The sequence below is a fragment of the Brevibacillus sp. TJ4 genome, assembly GCF_044627595.2.
In the GTDB taxonomy this organism is placed as follows: domain Bacteria; phylum Bacillota; class Bacilli; order Brevibacillales; family Brevibacillaceae; genus Brevibacillus.
In genome coordinates this window covers 2,442,149-2,463,666 of sequence record NZ_CP185865.1, presented here as the reverse complement: position 1 = coordinate 2,463,666, position 21,518 = coordinate 2,442,149, and the positions used below count along the sequence as shown (strand labels likewise).

Below are 21,518 nucleotides of genomic sequence, written 5' to 3'. Positions count from 1 at the left end.
TACCCTGCAATCCGGCACAAATCCGTGCTCGTCAGGGGGCAACTAGGATGGAGGAAGCGAGAGATGCGCTATTTGAGTGCGGGAGAATCCCATGGACCGCAATTGACAGCAATTATCGAGGGAGTACCGAGCAACCTGCCGTTTTCGATTGAAGCGATCAACGAGCAACTGGCACGTCGGCAAAAAGGGCACGGTCGCGGACGTCGCATGCAAATTGAAAAGGATCAGGTGAAGGTAGTTTCCGGGGTGCGCCACGGGTATACGACAGGGGCTCCGATCACGCTGATCGTGGAAAATAAAGACTGGGCACACTGGCAAGGGATTATGAGCGCGGAACCGGTAGAAGGCGCAGAAGAAAAGCGGCGTGTTTCCCGTCCAAGACCCGGTCACGCTGACCTGAACGGGGCGATCAAATACCATCAGCGCGATATGCGAAATATTCTGGAACGTTCCAGCGCACGTGAAACGACGATCCGTGTCGCGGTAGGCGCTGTCGCTCGTCAATTGCTCGCCGCATTTGGCATCCGTATCGGCGGACAGGTGCTGCAGATCGGCGATGTTGTCGCCAAGCGCCAGGAAGTAACCCTGGACGAGCTGATTGAACGTACCGAGGCGTCGCCTGTGCGCTGTCTGGACCCGGAAGCAGAGCCGCGCATGATGGCCTTGATCGACAAGGCAAAGGAAGAGGGAGATTCGCTCGGCGGCATCGTTGAGGTGCGTGTCGAGGGCGTGCCGATCGGTTTGGGCAGCCACGTGCAGTGGGACCGCAAACTGGATGGACGTCTGGCTCAGGCGATGATGAGCATCCAGGCGTTTAAAGGCGTGGAGATCGGCATTGGCTTTGAAGCGGCAGGTTTGCCAGGTTCGCAGGTCCACGACGAGATCATCTGGAACGAGGGTACGGGCTATAGCCGGAAAACGAACCGTGCAGGCGGGCTGGAGGGCGGTATGACGACAGGCATGCCGGTTGTCATCCGCGGAGTGATGAAGCCGATTCCGACCTTGTACAAGCCGTTGATGAGTGTCGACATCGATACGAGAGAGCCGTTTTCCGCCAGCATTGAGCGCTCCGACAGCTGTGCTGTTCCTGCTGCCAGCGTCGTAGCCGAAGCGGTGATCGCATGGGAAATCGCGCGGGCGATGTGCGAGAAATTCCCGTCCGACTCGATCGACGACATGGTGGAAAACGTAAATCAATACCGGGCGTACACGGAGAAATTCTGATGAAGGCACTGACGTTGACCGTAGAACTGGGAGAGCGCTCCTACCCGATTGTCATTGGACCATCTTTGCTGGAGCAGGCAGATGTCCTGCTGCAGCAGGCTGGCATATCTGCAAAAAGCAAGCTGATGATCGTCACCGACGAGCAGGTGGCAAAGCATTATTTGTCGCCCCTGCGAGAGCGTCTGGAAGCGGCGGGCTATCAGACGGCGGCTAGTGTAGTAGCGGCAGGGGAACAGTCGAAAAGTCTGGCGGTCTACGAACGGATCATAACAGAAGCTATCCAGGCCGGACTGGACCGCAAATCGGCGATCCTCGCCCTGGGCGGAGGGGTCGTCGGCGATCTCGCGGGTTTTGTCGCTGCCACCTATATGCGTGGAATCGATTTCGTGCAAATACCGACTACACTGTTGGCGCACGACAGCTCTGTGGGCGGCAAGGTAGCGGTAAACCATCCCTTGGGAAAAAATTTGATCGGGGCTTTTCATCAGCCCAAGGCGGTGATCTATGATATCGCTGCTTTGCGCACCTTGCCGAAAAGAGAAGTGGCCGCGGGATATGCAGAAGTAATTAAGCATGGCTTGATCGCGGATGCGGCTTTCGTGGACTGGCTGGAGCAGCAGGCGGAAGACTTGTGGGCGCTGGAGACGGAAGCGGTGACCAAGGCGATTTTTGCGGGGTGCAGCGTAAAGGCCAGGATCGTCTCTGCTGACGAGACAGAGCAAGGGCAGCGGGCATTGCTCAATCTGGGACACACGTTTGGCCACGCATTTGAAGCACTGTCTTCCTACGCCTCGCTCAACCACGGCGAAGCGATCTCGATCGGCATGTGTCTGGCGGCGAAGCTGGCAGAGCGGATCGGTTTTGCCGAGGAGCCAGTCTATGAAAGGACGAAGAAGATTTTGCGCTTGTACAACCTGCCTACCTCCTGGCCTGAGGGTATGGCCCCTGAAGAGGTGCTGGAAGCGATGAAGCGGGACAAAAAGACCGTGGGCGGCAAGCTGGCCCTGGTTCTGCCGCGCGCTATCGGCAAGGCGGAGGTCGTCAAATACATCGACGAAGAACAGATCTTGACTGTGATGAGAGAAGAAGTGGAGGCATAGAGATGGCTGTACGTGGAGTTAGGGGAGCGATTACTGTCGAGAAAGACACCAAGGAAGAAGTGCTGGAAGCGACCAAGTTGATGCTGGAGGAGATCATTGCACGCAATGAATTGCGGGCTGAAGACATCGGCAGCATGATTTTCACGACGACTGAAGATGTCAGTTCGGTCTTCCCGGCGCAGGCTGTACGAATGCTGGACGGAGAAGGCTGGGAGTTCGTCCCGCTGATGTGTGCCAGGGAGATCCCTGTATCCGGTGCGTTGCCCATGTGTGTCCGTGTGATGATGCACGTCAATACGGAAAAGGCAGCGTCAGACATTCAGCATGTGTTCTTGCGCGATGCGGTAAAGCTTCGTCCCGACCTGACAAATCAAGGTTGACATTCCCGGCGCTCTCTTTTACCATTAGGGAAACGAGGGCGCCGAATTTATTAGCGCCGTCGCTTGAGGAAAACAGGCCGTGACTGAGGTCACGGGCGAGCAGTACCGGTTTGTCTACCATACCGGCCGAGTGTAGTTGAGAGCAGAGCAGAGTTGAGATGAGTTAGGTTGAGGAGAGATTAGCCAGGCTGGGTTTATTGACGTATACCCAATCCAGGTCTGATGACTGGATTTTTTTGTTCTATCCATCTATATCTATCTCCCCCTACCTCTCGCTCTTCGGAATCAGGCAAGAAAAAGGAACCCTTTTTCCTGTCCAAACAAGGAGATGAGAGCCCATGTATACCCCCACCCTTGCCGAGGTACAATCCCTTTCGGCGTCCTATTCCTTTATTCCGGTTCGAGTGAGCGTACTGGCCGATCAGGAAACCCCGATTCGCTTGTACCAAAAAATGCGGACACATGATTCCTTTTTGCTGGAGAGCGTCGAAGGCGGCGCGAGATGGGCACGTTTTTCCTTTATCGGCATGAACCCGTTTCAGACTGTCGAGGCAAAAGGTGAAGCGATTACCGTCAAGCGGCGCAATGGCGAAGGCCGAAAACTGCAAGGCAACCCCGTCACTTTTTTGCGGGAAGAAATTGATCGCTACAAAAGCCCCAAACTGAACGGCTTTCCCCGTTTGAGCGGAGGTGCCGTCGGATTTTTCGGCTACAATACGTTGCACTATTTTGAAGAATTGCCTCCGCACAAAAAAGAGGCGCTGGAATTGCCGGATTTGCGTTTTTTGTTTGTCGACGAGATGATCGCCTTTGATCATTTAAAACAGGAGATTCAGGTAATTGTCAATCTTCACGTTGAAGAGGGAGACACGCCCGCCGACATCGAGCGCAAATACAGCGAGGTGTGCGAGCGGCTGGAGCAGTTGGCTGGCAAGGTGTCCGCACCCGCCCAGTTCGACCGTCTGATTCCGGTAGAAAAGCAGTCGTCCTACTCGTTGGCTGTAGAAGCCAACATGAGCCGTGAGCAGTACGAACAGATGGTAATGCAAGCCAAAGAATACATCGCTGCCGGGGACATTTTTCAGGTCGTCCTCTCGCAACGCTTCAGCGTCAAGACCGAGGTCGATCCATTTGCCGTATATCGGGTGCTGCGCAGGCTGAATCCGTCTCCGTACATGTACTATCTGGAGTACGCAGGGGAGACGATCGTCGGGACGTCTCCGGAGCTGTTGGTGCGCGTGGAAGACAAAAAGGTCGAGATGCGGCCGATCGCCGGTACGCGAAAACGCGGCGCCAGCGCACAGGAAGACGAGGAACTGGCTGCCGATCTGCTGGCCGACGAAAAGGAACGTGCCGAGCATTACATGCTGCTCGACCTCGGACGCAACGACGTAGGCAGGGTAAGCAGCTACGGCAGCGTCAAGGTCGAAGAGGCGCTCGTGATCGAAAACTACTCGCATGTGATGCATATGGTCTCCCATGTCACGGGCGAGCTGCGTGATGATCTTCATCCGTTCGACGCCTTGCTCTCGGCATTCCCTGCGGGTACTGTATCCGGCTCGCCCAAGCTGCGGGCGATGGAAATTATCGCCGAACTGGAGCCGGATGCGCGCCATCTGTACGCCGGGGCGATCGGCTACATTTCGTTTGACGGTTCGTTGGATAGCTGCATCACGATCCGTACCTTGTTCTTCCAGAACGGCTACGCCCATGTCCAAGCAGGGGCGGGTATCGTAGCAGATTCGGTGCCAGCCAGTGAGTACCAGGAGACGGTGAACAAATCGGCTGCGATGATTGCGGCGCTGGAGAAAGCAGAACAACTCTTTGTGCAAAAGGAGGAGACGACATGCTAAGCAAGGTGCTGGAGCAACTGTTGCTGGGAAATCACCTGGACCGCCATACTGCGGAAGAAGCAATGGGACAGATCATGGACGGAAAAGCCACAGCGGCACAGATCGGCGCTTTTCTCGCCCTGCTGCGGCAAAAGGGTGAGCAGGTAGAGGAAATCATCGGATTCGCCCGGGCGATGCGCCAGCGCGCGACCCGTTTCCCGCTCAACCTGCCAGGCTTGGTCGATACCTGCGGCACAGGGGGAGACGGCAGCCATACGTTTAACATCTCGACCGCGAGCGCGATTGTCGCAGCAAGTGACAATGTCCTGATCGCCAAGCATGGGAACCGCGCCGTATCCAGCAAGAGCGGCAGCGCGGATGTACTGGAGGCGCTGGATATTCCGGTGAATCTGACTCCCGACGAAGCGGCAGAGTGCCTGCGGGCGACCAGCCTTTGCTTCCTGTTCGCGCCGCTGTACCATCAGGCGATGAAGCATGCCGCCGGGCCTCGCAAAGAGCTGGGGATTCGCACCGTATTCAACCTGCTCGGGCCGCTCACCAACCCGGCAGGGGCGTCGCACCAGCTCATGGGCGTATACGACGCGCAGCTTTTGCCGGTGGTTGCGGCTGTCTTGCAGGAGCTGGGGGTAGAACGGGCGCTGGTAGTGGCTGGTTCGGACGGTCTGGATGAGCTGACCGTGACTGGCACCAGCTATATCGCCGAGCTGCGAGACGGCAAGATCCGCGAGTATCAGGTAGAGCCCGAGCAATTCGGTCTGCGCCGCTACGATGGCAGGGAACTCAAAGGCGGCGATGCAGCCGAAAACGCCGCGATTATCGAACGCATTTTTGCAGGAGAGCGCGGAGCAGCCCGCGACATCGTGTTGCTCAACGCAGGTGCGATCCTCTACCTGGCCGGGCGTTCGGTTTCGATGGAACAAGGCGTTATTCGCGCTGCGGAATTGATTGACGACGGGTATGTCACGAGAAAACTGGAGCAGCTTCGCCAGGTTGCGGGAGGAAAAATACATGCTTGATCGAATCGTGCAAAAAAAACAGGAAGAAGTACGTCAGCTCAAACAGGAACGAACCATCGCCCAGCTTTTGCAGGAGACAGAAGCGGTGGAGGCGCCACGCGGCTTTCGCCGTGCGCTGGTAGAAAGCAGCCGCGCCGTCAGCGTGATCGCCGAGGTGAAAAAGGCTTCGCCGTCCAAGGGCTTGATTCGCCCCGACTTTGATCCGGTAGGGATCGCACGCGCGTATCAGCAGGCACAGGCGGAGTGTCTGTCGGTGCTGACCGATGAATCCTTTTTCCAGGGAAGCCTCGCCTTTCTGCGGCACATTCACGCCGCTGTGGACCGTCCGCTGCTGCGCAAGGATTTTCTGATCGAGGATATCCAGATCGTAGAGGCGCGGGCGGCAGGAGCGGACTGTGTCTTGCTGATCGCCGCCATTCTCGAAGGCGAGCAACTGCGCCATCTGCATCAGACAGCGAGCGAACTGGGCATGGATGTGCTGATCGAGGTCCACAACCGGGCGGAGTGCGAGATGGTGTTCCGGCATACCGACCCGTTGCTCCTCGGGATCAACAACCGCAACCTGCGAACGTTTGAGACCGATTTGGCGGTCACCCACGAAGTCATCGCCGATTTGCCCAAAGATGTCACGATTGTCAGCGAAAGCGGCATATCGGCGCCTGCGGACATCGAGCGGGTACGACAGGCCGGTGCGCGCGCTGTACTCGTCGGCGAACATTTCATGCGCCAGCAGGATGTGACCCAAGCCGTTCTGGCGCTGGTGGGAGATGCCAGTGCGAGCAAGCCGGGGGTGGGCTTGTGACCAGGGTAAAGATTTGCGGAATCAAAGACAGTGAAACGCTCGCCTTGTTGACCAGTCTTGAGGTCGATTACGTCGGGCTCATCTTTGCCCCAAGCAAACGCAGAGTCGATGCAAAGACGGCGCACGAACTGCTGCGATCTGTCGCGGGTCATCCGCCGGCGGTCGGCGTGTTCGTCAATCCGACGATCGAAGAGCTGGAGGAAGTGCTGGCGCAGGTGCCACTGTCTGTAATCCAGCTCCACGGACAGGAGGGCCCTGCGTTTTGCCGGACGGTGCGTGAGCGTTTTGCCCGGCCGGTCTGGAAAGCGCTGGCCGTCGGGGAGGAAGCCGATCCGACTGACCAGATTCGAGTGTACGCCGATACGGTTGAAGCCTTCCTGTTCGACACACACGATCCGGCACAGGCAGGAGGGACGGGCAAGCGTTTTTCCTGGGAGCAGATTCCGCAGTTGCAGGCTGCCTGCCAAGAGGTGACGGCTATCATCGCCGGAGGGATCAACGCCGGCAATGTCGATGAGTTGATTTCGCGTTATACGCCGGCTGTGATCGATGTATCCAGCGGGGTAGAGACGGACGGAATAAAAGATGCGGAGAAAATCAGACGTTTTATCGGGAGGGTGAGAGCGCATGGCTAACACAGGGACACAACAGCGCGTCGTACCAGATGAGAAAGGGCGCTTTGGTGATTTTGGAGGGAAATTTGTACCGGAGACGTTGATGTCTGCGTTGACCGAGCTGGAGCAGGCGTTTGAGGAGGCACGGCAGGACCCGGCCTTTCGCCAGGAGCTGACCCATTTGCTCGAGGAGTACGCAGGACGTCCGACGCCGCTTACGTATGCCGGACGATTGACAGAAGCGCTGGGAGGCGCACAAATCTACCTGAAGCGGGAAGACTTGAACCACACAGGGGCGCACAAGCTGAACAACGCCCTCGGACAAGGTCTGTTGGCCAAGCGCATGGGCAAAAAATCGATCATCGCCGAGACCGGAGCCGGGCAGCACGGCGTGGCGAGCGCGACGGTCGCAGCCAAACTCGGCTTGTCCTGCCAGGTGTTCATGGGCGAGGAAGACATTCGCCGCCAAGCGCTTAATGTGTTTCGGATGAATCTGCTGGGGGCAGAGGTGATCCCTGCCGTATCCGGTTCGCGCACGTTGAAAGATGCGACCAATGAAGCGATCCGCTACTGGGTTTCCCATGTGGAGGACACCTTTTACGTAATCGGTTCGGTCGTCGGACCGCATCCGTACCCGTATATGGTTCGCGAATTCCAGAAAATCATCGGGGAAGAGACGCGCGCCCAGATTCTCGCGATGCTGGGCAAGCTGCCGGATGAAGTGATCGCCTGTGTCGGCGGCGGAAGCAATGCGATCGGCATGTTTTACCCGTTTTTGCAGGACGAGTCAGTCGCGCTGCGCGGCGTGGAAGCAGCCGGTCGCGGGATCGACACTGACAAGCACGCAGCGACGTTGACGATGGGGCGCCCGGGGGTCATTCACGGCTCGCTCACGTATCTGTTGCAGGATGAGAACGGACAGGTACAGGAAGCACACTCGATCTCGGCAGGGCTCGATTATCCGGGGATTGGACCGGAACATTCGTACTTGAAAGACACCGGTCGGGTCACCTATGCTGCCATCACCGATGCCGAAGCGCTGGAGGCTGTGCAGCTTCTGTGCAAGACGGAAGGGATCATTCCGGCACTGGAGAGCGCTCATGCGGTGGCAGAAGCGATGAAGCGGGCGCCGCAGATGTCACCAGACGAGGTGCTCGTCATCTGCCTGTCCGGACGCGGGGACAAGGACGTTATGACGATTCAGGAAGCGCTGGCTGGCGAGACGAAAGGAGCGGAAGAGGCATGAAAACGGTCCAGGAAAACAGAATTGACCGCTTGTTTGCGGATCGCAGCAAAAAACGGTTTATCCCTTTTATCACTGTGGGCGATCCTACGATCGAAGCCACGTATCAGATCGCACACGCGCTGGTCGAGGCGGGTGCGGACGTGCTGGAGCTGGGGATCCCGTACTCCGACCCGCTGGCAGATGGCCCGACGATTCAACGCGCCTCGCTCAGAGCGTTGCAAAGCAACGTCACGATTGCCGACACACTGCAATTGGTTCGCCGATTGCGCGAGTCCGGGATGGAAGCCTCGCTTGTGCTGTTTACGTACGTTAATCCGGTGCTGCAATACGGGTTCGAGCACTTTTTTGCCGATCTGGCGGCAGCCGGTGCGGACGGAGCGGTAATTCCGGACCTGCCAGTGGAGGAGAGCGGTCCTGCTGTTGAAGCGGCGCACAAGCATGGCGTCCATGTGATTTCACTCGTCGCTCCTACCTCAGAGGCGCGGATCAAAATGATCGGGGAGCAGGCGACCGGCTTTCTCTACTGTGTCTCGTCGCTTGGCGTCACCGGAGCGCGCAGCGAGCTGCGGGATGATTTGACCGATTTTCTGCAACGCGTCAGACAGAGTACGACCGCTCCGACTGCTGTCGGATTTGGCATTTCGACGCCGGAGCAGGTGCGAACGCTTGCCCCTCACACGGACGCTGTCATCGTCGGCAGCGCCATTGTACGCGAAATCGAGCGCTACGAAGCACAATTGAGAGATCCTGCCCAGGCCCGAGAGGCTGTCGAAAAAATAAAAACCTTTGTACAAGAATTGACGAATGCGCTACAATAAAGTGTAAAAGTGATCAGGAGTGAGAGTGGATGCAACCACAACCGAAGCAACGTATTTTAAACGCCCCCGTATACAAGCCAGGAAAGCCAATCGATGATGTCAAGCGCGAATACGGCCTGACCGATGTCATCAAACTGGCTTCCAACGAAAACCCGTACGGCAGTTCGCCAAAAGTACAGGAAGCCATTACTGCCCAATTGCAAAATCTCTCCCTCTATCCTGACGGGGCGAGCCAGCAATTGCGCTGGGAACTGGCTGATTTTCTCGGCGTGAAGCCCGGACAGTTGATTTTCGGCAACGGTTCCGACGAGAACCTGTTGATGATTTCCCGCGCCTTTTTGGAAGAGGGGACGAACACCGTCATGGCCCAGCCAACCTTCTCCCAATATCGCAGCAACGCGATCATTGAAGGTGCCGAACTGATCGAGGTACCGCTGAAGGACGGCGTGCATGACCTTGATGCGATGGCCGCCGCGATTGACGACAAGACCCGCGTGGTGTGGGTGTGCAACCCGAACAACCCGTCGGGAACGATCGTGACTGCAGCGCAACTGGAAGCGTTTCTGGAGAAAGTTCCGCAGCAGGTGTTGGTGGTCATGGACGAAGCCTACTACGAATACGTTGTCGATGCGGACTATCCGCAAACGGTACCGATGCTGGCAAAGTATCCGAACCTGATCATTTTGCGCACATTTTCCAAAATTTACGGTCTGGCAGCTCTGCGCGTAGGCTATGGGATCGCTTCGGAAGAACTGATCGCCAAGCTGGAGCATGTACGTGAACCGTTCAATACAGGTACGCTGGGACAAATTGCAGCTCGTGTTGCACTGCAAGACCAGGAATTCGTCACCTACTGCCGCGAGCGCAACCGCGAAGGGATGAAGCAGTTTACCGACCGCTTCGACCAGTGGGGCCTGCACTACTATCCGTCCCAGACGAACTTTATCCTCGTGGACCTCAAGCTCGACTCCGACGAGGTGTTCACCAAGCTGCTGAGCAAGGGGATCATCGTCCGTTCTGGAAATGCGCTTGGTCATCCAGGCTTCCAACGGATCACGATCGGCACCAGGGAGCAAAATGAGGTCATCCTCCAGGCGCTGGAAGAAATCCTGGCGTCTGCCGGGAAGTAGAGGAGCGAAGTTGCACGTACAACTAACGTGGCTCTGACAGTGAATGAAGATGCCGGGACCTCCCGGCATTTTTTGCACACAAGCTAGAACAAGATGACGGAAGGAACGAAACAGGAGATGAAAACGACTACCATAGCTGTCGTCGGTGTCGGATTGATTGGCGGTTCGATCGCATTGTCGATGCGCAGAGACCCAAACATCCGCGTTGTCGGCTTCGATGTGCGGCAGGAATCGCTCGACAAGGCGCTGAATCTGGGAGTGATTCACGCAGGCACGACAGACTTGCAGACGGCAGTCCGGGAGGCAGACGTGATTTTCCTCGCTGCCCCGGTGGAACAAATTTACGAAATTCTCGGCTCGCTGCACAGCTTCGATCTGCGGCCGGAGGTGATCGTCACCGATGCAGGCAGCACAAAATCGGCGATCGTCAAGCACGCCGTACAGGTCATACCGGACAACGTCACTTTTATCGGCGGACATCCGATGGCAGGCTCCCATAAGTCCGGAGTGGAAGCCGCCTCCGAGCGCTTGTTTGAGAATGCGTACTACGTCCTCACGCCAGCTCCCGGAACACCGGAGGAAAAAGTAGAAAAACTGACCGAGCTGTTGCAGTACACGCGGGCAAAAGTGATCCGCATGGACGCCGACACACACGACCAGGTCGTGGGGGCGGTCAGCCATTTTCCGCATATTCTCGCTTCGGCGCTGGTCAATCTGGTCGCAGGTTACGACGACGAAAACGCCTGGCATGCCCGGCTTGCGGCCGGAGGATTTCGCGACATCACCCGAATCGCTTCCAGCAACCCGCGGATGTGGCGTGACATTTTGCTGAACAATCGCGAACACCTGCTGAAAATCGGCAAGGATTGGACGGCAGCGATGCAGGACGTGATGGCGCTCGTGGAGCATGCAGATGCAGAGGGCATCGAACAGTTTTTCAAGTCCGCGCGCGATTTTCGCGATGGATTGCCGGAGCGCAAGACAGGCGCTTTGCCGCCACTGTACGACCTGTACATCGACATCCCGGACCATCCGGGGGAAATCGGCCGGATTACGACATTGCTCGGGGCCAAGCAGATCAACATTACCAACTTGCAGATCAGGGAGACGCGCGAAGACATTTACGGCGTGCTGCGGATTACGTTCCAGTCCCAGTTCGAAATGGAAAAAGGGGAGGAACTGCTCCGCTATTTCGACTACAATGTATACAAGCGTGCCTGAACTTAACTTATTGTGCAACCGGACTTTACAACGAAGACGCTTCACAGCATGACTGTTTGTGAAAAAGAAAGGGAGTGTACGTGTGCTTCGTGTAAAACAGACAAATAAATTTGAAGGAACCGTTCGCGTACCGGGCGACAAATCGATCTCGCATCGGGCGGTCATGTTTGGCGCCCTGGCCAATGGCACTACCGAGATCGAAGGATTTCTTCCCGGCGCTGATTGCTTGAGCACGATCGCTTGCTTCCGCAGCATGGGAATCGAGATCGAGCAGCAGGAAGATCGCGTGACCGTCCGCGGCAAAGGCTGGTACGGCTTGCAGGAGCCTGTCTCCCGTCTCGATGTAGGCAACTCGGGGACGACGATTCGGCTGATGTCGGGAATACTCGCTACCCAGCCGTTCCATGCGGTGATGGAAGGAGACGAGTCGATCGCCAAACGTCCGATGCGCCGCGTCGTCGCTCCGTTGCGCCAAATGGGGGCAAAAATTGACGGGCGCCGAGAAGGGGAGTTCACGCCGCTATCGATTCGCGGCGGCGAACTGCAAGGGATCGCCTACACATCGCCTGTCGCCAGCGCACAGGTAAAGTCAGCGATCCTGTTGGCCGGGCTGCAAGCCAAGGGAGAGACGACTGTAACCGAACCGCATCTTTCCCGCGACCATACGGAGCGAATGCTGCAGGCATTCGGCGTACGCGTGGAGCGCGACGGGTGCACGGTCAAGGTACAAGGCGGACAGGAGCTGCAGGCTCGGTCTATCCAGGTTCCAGGAGACATTTCCTCTGCGGCATTCCTGATCGCAGCCGTAATGGTCGTACCGGGCAGTTCCCTGTTGATCGAGAATGTCGGCATCAACCCGACGCGGACAGGGATTATTGATGTGGTGCAGCAGATGGGCGGAAAGCTGGAGCTGCTGAACGAGCGGGTCGTAAACGAGGAGCCGGTAGCCGATCTGCTCGTTACCCACTCCGAACTAAAAGGAATCGAAATCGCCGGTGATCTGATTCCGCGCCTGATCGACGAGATTCCGGTCATCGCCGTCATGGCGACGCAGGCATCGGGACGTACGGTCATACGCGATGCCGAGGAGCTGAAGGTGAAGGAGACAGACCGAATCGCCACTGTCGTCGGTCAATTGCGCAAGTTTGGCGCAACGGTGACGCCGACCGAAGACGGCATGATCATCGAAGGCAAGACGGCGCTGTCCGGTGCGACGATCGACAGCATGGGCGACCACCGGATCGGAATGGCGATGGCAATCGCCGGGTTGGCTGCAAGCGGTGAGACTGTGATCGAAAACGACGAGGCAATTGCCGTTTCCTTCCCGGGTTTTGCTTCCTTGCTGGAGCAGATCAGCCACTAGGGCATACCAAGAGAATTTTTTGGTGGGGATTCCATCAAAAAATTCTCTTTTTTTCTCCTTTTTTTAGCAAAAATGATTTGACAAGCGCTTACATTCCGTTTATTATAAAACTACAGTATGGTTTCTCTCCACTCCTATCCAATATTGTTCAGCACCGGTTGTGCTGCCGCCGTTTGAATGCGCTTTCAACGGCGGTCTTTTTTTGTACTTTTTTCCCTCTTCCTTCCATATGCTTGTACAACAAGTTGGCTCGATTCAAGGGGAGGGAAGGGTACGTGAAGTACGAAAAAACCGTGATTCGCGGAGGAACGCTTGTCTTCTCACATGGAACAGAAGAGGCGGACATTTGGATTGAAGGCGGCAAAATTCGCCGCATCTCCCAGGACAATCTGGAAAAACGGGAAGGTCCACGCGCTGTGCAGGAAATCGATGCGCGGGGCATGTACGTGCTGCCAGGCTTTGTCACCACGTCATGGACCAGCTTTTATTCGGGGCAAAACAGGCGAGACTACCTACGGCAGATGCGCGATCTCGTCCGCGCCGGCTGCACGACTCTCGTCGACGTCATCTTCCCGGAGCGCTGGATGGACAAGTCCCAGCTTTTGTACCAACAGACGGTTCATTATAACAGCCTGATCGATTATCTCTGGCATATTCGTCTGGAGTGCAGCCGCTTTACGCCAAGGGAAGTCCATCTTTGGTGCAGGCAGGGCTATCGCGCGCTGCACATCTCGGTTTGCCATAAGGATGAAATTTCCACTGTCAATTGGGAAACAATCGCGAACCTTTTGACGTCATATAATGCGAATCTGGTACTTCATCTACCTGATTACGCCAGGCTTGACAAGACTGAGCGCGAAGAGATCCGGCTTCGCTGGTTGGACGCAACCAGACATTGGCGAGTGCGGACCGTGCTTCCCGGACTCGTTCCGAGTGTGGACGACAGAGAAGGAGACCCGTTTTTCCATCTGTTCTGGCTGGGGGAGGGACAGACGGACATAGGACTGCGGCTCTTGCACAGCCGCTGGTACGACCTCTGCCCGATCGCCGCCCGCATCCAGGATGTACGTGTAGACTACCGTCGCAAATGGTGTACGGAAGAAGAGCTGCTATGCCTGTTGGTGCGCCTGGCTGCCAAAAACGCCGCGAAAACTGTCGGATTATATCCGCAAAAGGGAGCCTTGGCGCCTGGATCTGACGCTGATATCGTATTCCTGAAAAAGGAAAATTGGTTGACAAAGATTGATCTTTCCACTATTCTCAATTTTAGTGACTTGCTTCTTCCAACTTCTGTTATGTCGAATGGAAAATGGATTTATCGAGATTTGCGCTTTACACCCACGATTGGCATGGGCCGCTGTTTGCGTGATACCAAGCCGTATTCCTTTGTCATATAGCCCCAGCAGCGGGGATATTTTCATAAAGGATTCTGCAGTACCACACCGAAAATGTATGGTTAGCAACAGCGCAACTTTTTAGCTCCCCAGCGGTCTAATGTAACAACAAGGTCGCTGGGGATCGGAATCGCAAGGAGGTAATCCTGAACATGACCGATTCCCAGCTCATCCGCGAGATAAAAGAAGGTAATGTGGAATGTTATGCTGAGCTGATTCGTCGATATGAAAGAAAGATCCTCTCCTTTGTCACTCACTTATTGCGTCAGTCCAATTTGCAGCACGTCGCAGAGGATATTTGTCAAGAGACGTTTTACAAGGCGTATAAAAGCATACATTCTTTCCGGGATGTAGAAGCGACGTTTTCCACATGGCTGTACACCATTGCCCGCAATACGGTGCTGAGCGAACTTCGCAAAAGCCGCAACTCCGATGTCTATCTGGAGGACGCACAGCAGATGCCGATGGCTTCTGTGAAGAGCTTGCCGGAAGCAGTGCTGTTGCGAAACGAACGGGAGCGCATGGTCAGACAGGCGATCAACAGCTTGCCGGAAAAGCAGCGTTCGGCGCTTATCCTGCGTGAGTATGAGCAATTGGATTACAACGAAATCGCTGTGATTCTCAACTTGACTGTCAGCTCCGTGAAATCCCTCCTGTTTCGTGCGAGGCAGAGCATAAAAGGCCAGTTGGAAACCTACATCATGGACCCTCATTTGGATGAAGCTGAAGGGATGAATCGATGATGAGATGTGAAGAAGTTCAGGAAATTCTGCCTGACTACGCCGAAAATCTGTTAAACGAGGTATCACAGCGCCGTGTAGACAATCATTTGGCTACGTGCAGTGCCTGTCGTGCGGATTATGAATTGTGGACAGACTGCGGCGATTGGATAGATGCGGATCGGGATGAATACCTTTCCGTGACACCGACGCGCTCGATCGTGGACGCTGTCATGGCGCGGATCCTCTCGGAGGAACAATGGGCGATTCCGATCGGCAGAAAAATCTTTACTGTAACAGCGAGAATGCGGCGTATTGGCGCCAGTGCGGCGGCCATTTTGCTGATGCTGTTTACATTTACGCTCTACCTCAGTTCCAGCTCGGTCGAGCCTGAGAATGCGCTGCTGATCGATGGAGAGCTGATGGCGGTAGGCAAAGGCAAAACACAGGTGATCTCCTCTTCCATCCAGTCGGATGACGGTACATACGTCGTAGAGGTGGGGCCGCATTATGGCAAGCAGGAACAATTGGAGCATGCCACGGCTTCCATCATTCCGTTGGATGGCGGGGCAAGCAGCAGCGAGCCGTCCAAGCCGAACTTAAGCATCGTGCTCAGTGTGTTCGGGATTCTCGTGACGGTGATTACCATGAGCTGGTTGACTCGTGTATAATTCGGATAGGATGATTACAAAAAGACCGTCCCAGGACGGTCTTTTCAGACTGTATCAGGGGTTATACCTACATAGGTCAAGGATGGCTTGTAGAAAGCGATGAGGTGAAGCAGATGGCAAATCAATGGTTGTATGTAATAGACGAAGCGATCAAACGGATCGAAAACGATGAAGTGGAGCTGGGGCTGACAGCGCTGCAGAAGGTACAGGAGCACGGACGCGACTTGCCGGATGTGATGATGTACCTGGCAGAGGTGTGGTACCAGTTGGGCCATCTGGACGACGCTTCGCAGCTTTTGGCGGATATTTTGCAGCAGCACACCGATCTGGACCCGGCGATGAGGCGGGAATGCCAGATGCTTTTGGCGGAGATTGCGCTGGATACCGGCGATTTCGAGACGGCGCAGCATTTGCTGTACGAATGCAAGGAATCCGGCGTGGAAAATATCCGTCTGGACTTGCTGCTCGCCGATTTGTATTCGCTGCAGGATTTGGACGAAGTCGCGGTCAAGTATCTGGAACAGGCCCGTCATAAGGAACCGGAGAACAAGGAAATTCTCGCGGCTCTGGGCAACTTGTATTTCCGCATCGGCAACGACCAGGAGGCGCTTCGCTATCTGGAGATGGCCGGAGAGGTCAGCCTCGACCTGCTGATGGCTAAAGGGCGTTCACTGGCGCAAAACGGTGATTTTGAACAAGCCTACCAAGTATTCCGTCAGGCGCTCGTACTGGACCAGTCTACGGAAGTGCTGTTTGCCTGCAGCATGATGGCTTTCCATTTGGGACGTCTGGAAGAGGCACAGGAATTGGTGACCCAACTGCAGATCATGGATGAGGAGTATGTCGCTTCCTATCCGTTGTCAGCAGATATCTACCTCTCTCTCGGAAAGACGGATAAGGCGATCCAGGCACTGAAGACGTACGTGGATTTGTCCGGCTTTGACCTCGATCAGATCAAGCGGCTGATCGCACTGTTGACACAGGCTGGCAGGTACGACGAAGCAAAGGAATACCAGCATCTGTACGATCAATGGAACGACAGTTCAAGTGAAGAGTAAAATACGACACGGGAAACAGGAGGATCGCATCTGCGGCCTCCTGTTTATTTTTCCGCATATTGGCAAGAATGGGGGTTAAGGAAGACGTCGCTTTAAAGAAGGGATGCACAGATGAATTTAGCTGAGATTTTGGTCTACACCGATATCCGGCAGCTCCATCAGATTGCCAACCACTACGGATGCGAATGCAACCCTCATTCCAAAAACGAATTGATTACCTCTCTGCTGTCGAGCTTGCGCCATCGGAAGACCATCGCCCAGGAGGTGGAACAGCTTTCTTCGGAGGAACTGCACTTTTTTCTGCTGCTTTTCCTCGACCGGCGCACTGTGATGTCCTTGGAGGATTTGCTGGCCAAGGCGGGAATCGCGCTGGAGTCGCTCAAGGAACAGAAGCAGGAAGAAGGACGGCGGTATCTGGCTGACGCGATGAAGCGGGGATGGGTGTACCCGGTGAAAAACAAAACAGTCGGACAGTATCAGATCCCGCAAGATATTCGCGAGCCGTATTTGCAGGCGTGGCTGGAGCGGTGGCGGCAGCGGTACGCGCAAGGGGCTGATTTCGACCTCGAGGCGTATCGCGATGAGGGTACGGCTCTTTGCGACGATATCATGCAATTTTTACAATTCCTGCAGCGACAGCCAGTGCCGCTCACGGCTGAGGGAGGAATGTACAAGCGACATCAGCAGCAGTTGTTCCAGTTTCTGAGCGTGAAGGAGGAGCCGTTGGCACCGCAAAAATGGCGCTTTGGCTACGGGCTTCACTTTGACCTGTACCCCGATCGCTTTTCCCTGTTGTACGACTTTTGCTACTACAACCGATGGGTGGAGGAGCTGGATGGACGGGTGGCACTGACCGAGGCGGGGCGGGAACGGCTAGAGACGATGTACGAGGATTCGCTGTACCACGACCTGATCCGCTTCTGGATGCGCTTGTACAGTCGGGCGATCCCCAATCTGCCGATGCTCGTGCAGTTGATCCCGATGCTTGCCAGCGGCTGCTGGATCAGTCACCAGGCGCTCGCCGAGACGCTGCTTGCGTGGATACGCAAGTTTTACTACGACGAACCGGAGCAGATTTTAAGCAATCGCGTCTGCAAAATGATGGTCCACCTGGGGCTGTTGCGCGTCGGCCAGGACGAGCAGGGCAACTGGCTGTACCAGGCAACCTATGCAAGCCAGACATGGCTACGTAAATACAACGGCTTTACGGAGTCGACAATTTCATTGAAGTGAGGGATGGGTATGGAGTGGCTCAATTTCTATTCCAATACATACGGGACAAACAACCAAATGGTGTCCGGCTTGCTGTCTGAAATGGTGATTGACGAGCAGATGCGACTCTATCGAAAACGCGAGCTGTACAAGGAAATTGACGAAGCGCTGGCGACGAAAAACAGGGAAGCGTTTATGCGGCTCACGAGCGAATTGAAGGCGATCATGGAGTACGAGAAGGCGTAGGGTAGGACGAGTCGCAACGAGATTGCCTGTCCTGGCGGATTCGTGGTACCCTAGAGGTGCCAAATCTACGGGAAGAGGGGCATGCTTATGCAATGGAATACGAGAGAATTTGAACAGTGGGAGGAGCTGCGGCCTTTTGTTGACACCGCGCTGCTCCCACTTTATTTGTTTCGTCCTGACAGCGAGCTTTCCCATCATGTATTGCGCATGAATTACCTGCTCAATGTCGCTGCCGGGATCGAACAGCGTCTGAAGGGAAGGGTGCTGCTTTTTCCGTTGGCCTACGAGTTCGGAGACCAGTGGAAGAGTGCGCACATCACGGCTGATTTTGCCCACCATGTACTCCTTTGCTTTGACAGGGACAAAGCCCAGCTGACAGAGGAAGACAAAAACGCTCTCGTGCTGGCGGTAGGAGACGAAGACTTGGAATCCGCCCTGCGTTTCGAGGTGACAGTCGACGTCCTGTACAAGGAAGTGATTCGTCATTGGCAGCGAAAACAGGGTCAATAGGGAAGTTGTTTTTAGGAAATACTGAAAAAACGAGAGGGACAAACGGCCAATTATGACAAATTGGCAACAATATTGATGCGAAGCGGAAATGACCTTTGCCATGTCCACTGGACAATCTTGACATCTGAAAAGGCGTTAGCTATGATTGGGATTGACCTAGTGTATGTGTGTGAAAACGCTATTTTAGCGCGATTTTTGAGGATAAGGAGGGAAAAGAGATGGGCGACAAACGTGAAATTTCCAGACGTACGTTTCTAAACTACGCACTGATGGGAACGGGCGGGTTTCTCGCTGCAGGGATGATCACACCAATGATCCGCTTTGCAGTCGACCCATTGCTGCAGGGACATTCAGATTCGGGCACTGTGGCAGTAGGGAGTCCTGATGATTTTGGTCCTGAGCCGAAGCGTGTTGAATTTAAGGTACATACCAAGGACGGTTGGTATGAATCAGAAACCACACTGTCTGCATGGATAACCAAAAACGAGAACGGAGAGATTCTGGCTCTGTCCCCTATCTGTAAGCATTTAGGGTGTACGGTAGACTGGAACACCAGCCCTGATCATCCAAACGAGTATTTCTGTCCTTGCCACTTGGGCCGCTACACGATTAACGGCGAGTACATCCTGGGTTCGCCACCGACGGCCTCTCTTGATGAGTACGAGACAGAAATTCGAGACGGGAAGCTCTACTTGGGCGCCCTGAAAGCAAATCCTCGTCCGGGGGTGAGTGGGTAAGATGTTGCAAAAAATGTATGACTGGGTCGATGAGCGCCTGAACATCACTCCGATGTGGCGTGACTTGGCCGACCATGAAGTGCCTGAGCACGTTAACCCGGCACATCACTTTTCCGCATTTGTCTACTGTTTTGGCGGTCTTACGTTCTTTATTACGGTCATCCAAATCTTGTCCGGAATGTTTTTGACGATGTATTACGTTCCTGACATCATCAATGCCTACGAGTCGGTAAAATACCTGCAAAACGAAGTGGCATTCGGTTCCATCGTCCGTGCGATGCACCACTGGGGTGCCAGCTTGGTCATCGTGATGATGTTCCTGCACACCTTGCGCGTATTCTTTACCGGGGCGTACAAAAAACCGCGTGAATTGAACTGGGTCGTTGGGGTATTGATTTTCTTCGTGATGCTCGGCCTCGGTTTCACCGGTTACCTGCTCCCATGGGACAACACTGCGTACTTCGCGACCAAGGTAGGTCTGCAGATCGCGGACTCCGTACCGTTTATCGGTCCGTACGCAAAAACGCTGCTCACCGGTGGCGAGATCGTCGGTGCGCAAACATTGACTCGCTTCTTCGCGATTCACGTGTTCTTCCTGCCGGCAGCATTGTTTGGTCTTCTGGCAGCTCACTTTGTTATGATTCGTTCGCAAGGTATCTCCGGACCACTTTAATTCGTCTTCGATCATAAGGAGGAAATAGCATGGCTAAACACGATAAAGATGCTACCTTCGTCGGAGACTCCCGGGTATCGGCGAAGCGTATCCCTAACATTTCTCCATCTTACTCGGACTTTCCGGGAAAAACGGAGCCATTCTGGCCCAACTTCCTGCTGAAAGAGTGGATGGTTGCAGCAGTTTGCCTGGTTGCGTTTCTGATTTTGACGGTTTCCCATCCGTCTCCGTTGACCGACAAGGCAAACCCGAACGACACGTCGTTCCTGCCTCTGCCTGACTGGTACTTCTTGTTCCTGTACCAGTTGCTGAAGTACCCATGGGCTTCCGGGGATTGGGTCGTCATCGGTATTCTCGGTATCCCTGGTATCGCATTCGGTGCGCTGTTGCTCGCTCCTTGGCTGGATACGGGAAGCGAACGCCGCCCGTCCAAACGCCCGGTTGCTACCGGCTTGATGCTGACAGCACTGGTAGGGATCTTCTACCTGACCTGGGCTGCCAACGAAGAGGCGAAGCACCTGAAGCATGGCGGAGAATCTGCTGGTGGAGACCACGGAGCGCCGCCGGCGGCGGAAGCACCGCCTGCAGCAGATACCGACAACAGCTTTACCGCAGATGCCGTCTGGAAAGCCCAAGCAAGCTGCATGGGCTGCCACGGCAATAACATGGAAGGCGGTATGGGTCCAAACCTGCAGACAATCGGCAGCCAATTGGACGCTACCCAAATCGCGGACATCATCAAAAACGGTAAAGGTGCAATGCCGGGTGGCATGATGAAAGATGAGGCGCAAATCCAGGAGCTTGCAGAATACTTGGCAAGCCTGAAATAAGCGTATAGAGAAAAGCTGGCTGACATTGCGGTCAGCTTTTTCTTTAGCGGCTATACAGCGGGAGACGATGAGCATGATCTGGATATGGGAGTGGTTTCGGCAATCATTGGATAAACGCTGGTTTTTGTGGACGCTGTTTGTCATCAACTTGCTGGGGACGATATACGGATTTATCTGGTACGGCAGTCAGCTCGCAGAAACACCGGTGTATTTACGTCCGTTTGTGCCTGATAGCCCGACTGGAAGCGGATTGTTTACACTTGTCCTGCTGACGTATTTGCTAGGGCGCAACATTCCTGTTCTGGAAGCATTGGCAGGGATTACGAATTTCAAGTATGGAGTCTGGGCAGTTTGCATTATCGTCATTGGCTGGATCATGGGCAATGAGGTGCGCTGGACAGACGTGATGCTCATTATTTCGCATGCCGGAATGGCAATCGAGTCAGTCTTGTACGCGCGATTTTTCAAACTGAGTATTACGTCGGTCGGAATTGCCGCCCTATGGACATTGAACAATGACTTCCTCGATTACGTCATGAATATCCATCCATGGCTGCCTGCTGTGCTGGATCCTTATGACGGAATTGTAGGTCTGTTTACCGTTTTGCTCAGCTTGCTTTCGATTTCAGTGATCTGGTTTACCAACCAAATGTTTGCCAGAAACAAGGTCTAATCTTGTCCTCCTTTCCATACGCTGTACA

General features: G+C 55.0%; 23 protein-coding genes. All 23 read left to right on the top strand.

What is annotated here, in order from left to right:
* Window positions 1-63: 63 nt before the first annotated feature.
* The 23 genes from aroC to ACAF76_RS11865 all read left to right on the top strand — a co-directional run bounded on the left by aroC (window position 64) and on the right by ACAF76_RS11865 (window position 21,490).
* A complete protein-coding gene (aroC, locus tag ACAF76_RS11975) occupies window positions 64-1,224 on the top strand; it encodes a chorismate synthase (protein ID WP_400163783.1) in 1,161 nt (386 codons plus the stop codon).
* The gene (gene aroB / locus ACAF76_RS11970; RefSeq protein ID WP_400163782.1) at window positions 1,224-2,324 is read left to right on the top strand and encodes a 3-dehydroquinate synthase; all 1,101 of its coding nucleotides are present in this window, start codon (window positions 1,224-1,226) and stop codon (window positions 2,322-2,324) included. The genes aroC and aroB overlap by 1 nt, the downstream gene beginning before the upstream one ends.
* Before the next feature lie 2 nt (window positions 2,325-2,326).
* On the top strand, window positions 2,327-2,704 hold the full coding sequence (aroH, locus tag ACAF76_RS11965) for a chorismate mutase (protein ID WP_400163781.1): 378 nt from the start codon (window positions 2,327-2,329) through the stop codon (window positions 2,702-2,704).
* 338 nt (window positions 2,705-3,042) lie between these two features.
* Window positions 3,043-4,557: an anthranilate synthase component I gene (trpE, locus tag ACAF76_RS11960; protein WP_400163780.1), complete on the top strand. Its 1,515-nt coding sequence runs from the start codon at window positions 3,043-3,045 to the stop codon at window positions 4,555-4,557.
* A complete protein-coding gene (gene trpD / locus ACAF76_RS11955; RefSeq protein WP_400163779.1) occupies window positions 4,551-5,573 on the top strand; it encodes an anthranilate phosphoribosyltransferase in 1,023 nt (340 codons plus the stop codon). The genes trpE and trpD overlap by 7 nt, the downstream gene beginning before the upstream one ends.
* Window positions 5,566-6,375 (top strand): indole-3-glycerol phosphate synthase TrpC, encoded by an 810-nt coding sequence (trpC, locus tag ACAF76_RS11950; RefSeq protein ID WP_400163778.1) that lies wholly within the window; start codon window positions 5,566-5,568, stop codon window positions 6,373-6,375. Before trpD ends, trpC begins: the two co-directional genes overlap by 8 nt.
* Window positions 6,372-7,010, top strand: coding sequence for a phosphoribosylanthranilate isomerase (locus tag ACAF76_RS11945; RefSeq protein ID WP_400163777.1), 639 nt, complete (start codon window positions 6,372-6,374; stop codon window positions 7,008-7,010). Before trpC ends, ACAF76_RS11945 begins: the two co-directional genes overlap by 4 nt.
* Entirely contained in the window at window positions 7,003-8,235 is a 1,233-nt protein-coding gene (trpB, locus tag ACAF76_RS11940; protein ID WP_400163776.1) for a tryptophan synthase subunit beta, read from the top strand. Before ACAF76_RS11945 ends, trpB begins: the two co-directional genes overlap by 8 nt.
* Window positions 8,232-9,053 carry a tryptophan synthase subunit alpha gene (trpA, locus tag ACAF76_RS11935; protein ID WP_400163775.1) on the top strand — a complete coding sequence of 274 codons (822 nt, stop codon included), beginning with the start codon at window positions 8,232-8,234 and terminating at the stop codon, window positions 9,051-9,053. The genes trpB and trpA overlap by 4 nt, the downstream gene beginning before the upstream one ends.
* A 29-nt stretch (window positions 9,054-9,082) precedes the next feature.
* Window positions 9,083-10,183 (top strand): histidinol-phosphate transaminase, encoded by a 1,101-nt coding sequence (gene hisC, locus ACAF76_RS11930; RefSeq protein ID WP_400163774.1) that lies wholly within the window; start codon window positions 9,083-9,085, stop codon window positions 10,181-10,183.
* Window positions 10,184-10,300: 117 nt separating this feature from the next.
* Window positions 10,301-11,404, top strand: a complete 1,104-nt coding sequence (locus ACAF76_RS11925) for a prephenate dehydrogenase (RefSeq protein WP_400163773.1) — start codon at window positions 10,301-10,303, stop codon at window positions 11,402-11,404.
* An 82-nt stretch (window positions 11,405-11,486) separates the two neighbouring features.
* On the top strand, window positions 11,487-12,767 hold the full coding sequence (gene aroA, locus ACAF76_RS11920; protein WP_400163772.1) for a 3-phosphoshikimate 1-carboxyvinyltransferase: 1,281 nt from the start codon (window positions 11,487-11,489) through the stop codon (window positions 12,765-12,767).
* A gap of 275 nt (window positions 12,768-13,042) precedes the next feature.
* A complete protein-coding gene (locus ACAF76_RS11915) occupies window positions 13,043-14,164 on the top strand; it encodes an amidohydrolase family protein (RefSeq protein ID WP_400163771.1) in 1,122 nt (373 codons plus the stop codon).
* Window positions 14,165-14,313: 149 nt separating this feature from the next.
* Window positions 14,314-14,904 (top strand): RNA polymerase sigma factor, encoded by a 591-nt coding sequence (locus ACAF76_RS11910; protein WP_400163770.1) that lies wholly within the window; start codon window positions 14,314-14,316, stop codon window positions 14,902-14,904.
* On the top strand, window positions 14,904-15,551 hold the full coding sequence (locus ACAF76_RS11905) for a zf-HC2 domain-containing protein (RefSeq protein ID WP_400163769.1): 648 nt from the start codon (window positions 14,904-14,906) through the stop codon (window positions 15,549-15,551). Before ACAF76_RS11910 ends, ACAF76_RS11905 begins: the two co-directional genes overlap by 1 nt.
* A gap of 113 nt (window positions 15,552-15,664) precedes the next feature.
* Window positions 15,665-16,609, top strand: a complete 945-nt coding sequence (locus tag ACAF76_RS11900; protein ID WP_400163768.1) for a tetratricopeptide repeat protein — start codon at window positions 15,665-15,667, stop codon at window positions 16,607-16,609.
* A 111-nt stretch (window positions 16,610-16,720) separates the two neighbouring features.
* A complete protein-coding gene (locus ACAF76_RS11895; protein ID WP_400163767.1) occupies window positions 16,721-17,842 on the top strand; it encodes a hypothetical protein in 1,122 nt (373 codons plus the stop codon).
* Between the two features lie 9 nt (window positions 17,843-17,851).
* A complete protein-coding gene (locus tag ACAF76_RS11890; RefSeq protein WP_400163766.1) occupies window positions 17,852-18,067 on the top strand; it encodes an IDEAL domain-containing protein in 216 nt (71 codons plus the stop codon).
* Window positions 18,068-18,148: 81 nt separating this feature from the next.
* Window positions 18,149-18,577: a DUF2487 family protein gene (locus ACAF76_RS11885; RefSeq protein WP_400163765.1), complete on the top strand. Its 429-nt coding sequence runs from the start codon at window positions 18,149-18,151 to the stop codon at window positions 18,575-18,577.
* 218 nt (window positions 18,578-18,795) lie between these two features.
* Window positions 18,796-19,314 (top strand): ubiquinol-cytochrome c reductase iron-sulfur subunit, encoded by a 519-nt coding sequence (locus tag ACAF76_RS11880; RefSeq protein ID WP_400163764.1) that lies wholly within the window; start codon window positions 18,796-18,798, stop codon window positions 19,312-19,314.
* A gap of 1 nt (window position 19,315) precedes the next feature.
* Complete coding sequence (gene qcrB / locus ACAF76_RS11875; protein WP_400163763.1) at window positions 19,316-19,987, top strand: menaquinol-cytochrome c reductase cytochrome b subunit; 672 nt, start codon at window positions 19,316-19,318, stop codon at window positions 19,985-19,987.
* Window positions 19,988-20,016: 29 nt separating this feature from the next.
* Entirely contained in the window at window positions 20,017-20,817 is an 801-nt protein-coding gene (locus ACAF76_RS11870) for a c-type cytochrome (protein ID WP_400163762.1), read from the top strand.
* A 73-nt stretch (window positions 20,818-20,890) separates the two neighbouring features.
* Complete coding sequence (locus ACAF76_RS11865) at window positions 20,891-21,490, top strand: DUF1405 domain-containing protein (RefSeq protein ID WP_400163761.1); 600 nt, start codon at window positions 20,891-20,893, stop codon at window positions 21,488-21,490.
* The last annotated feature ends 28 nt before the right edge of the window (window positions 21,491-21,518 follow it).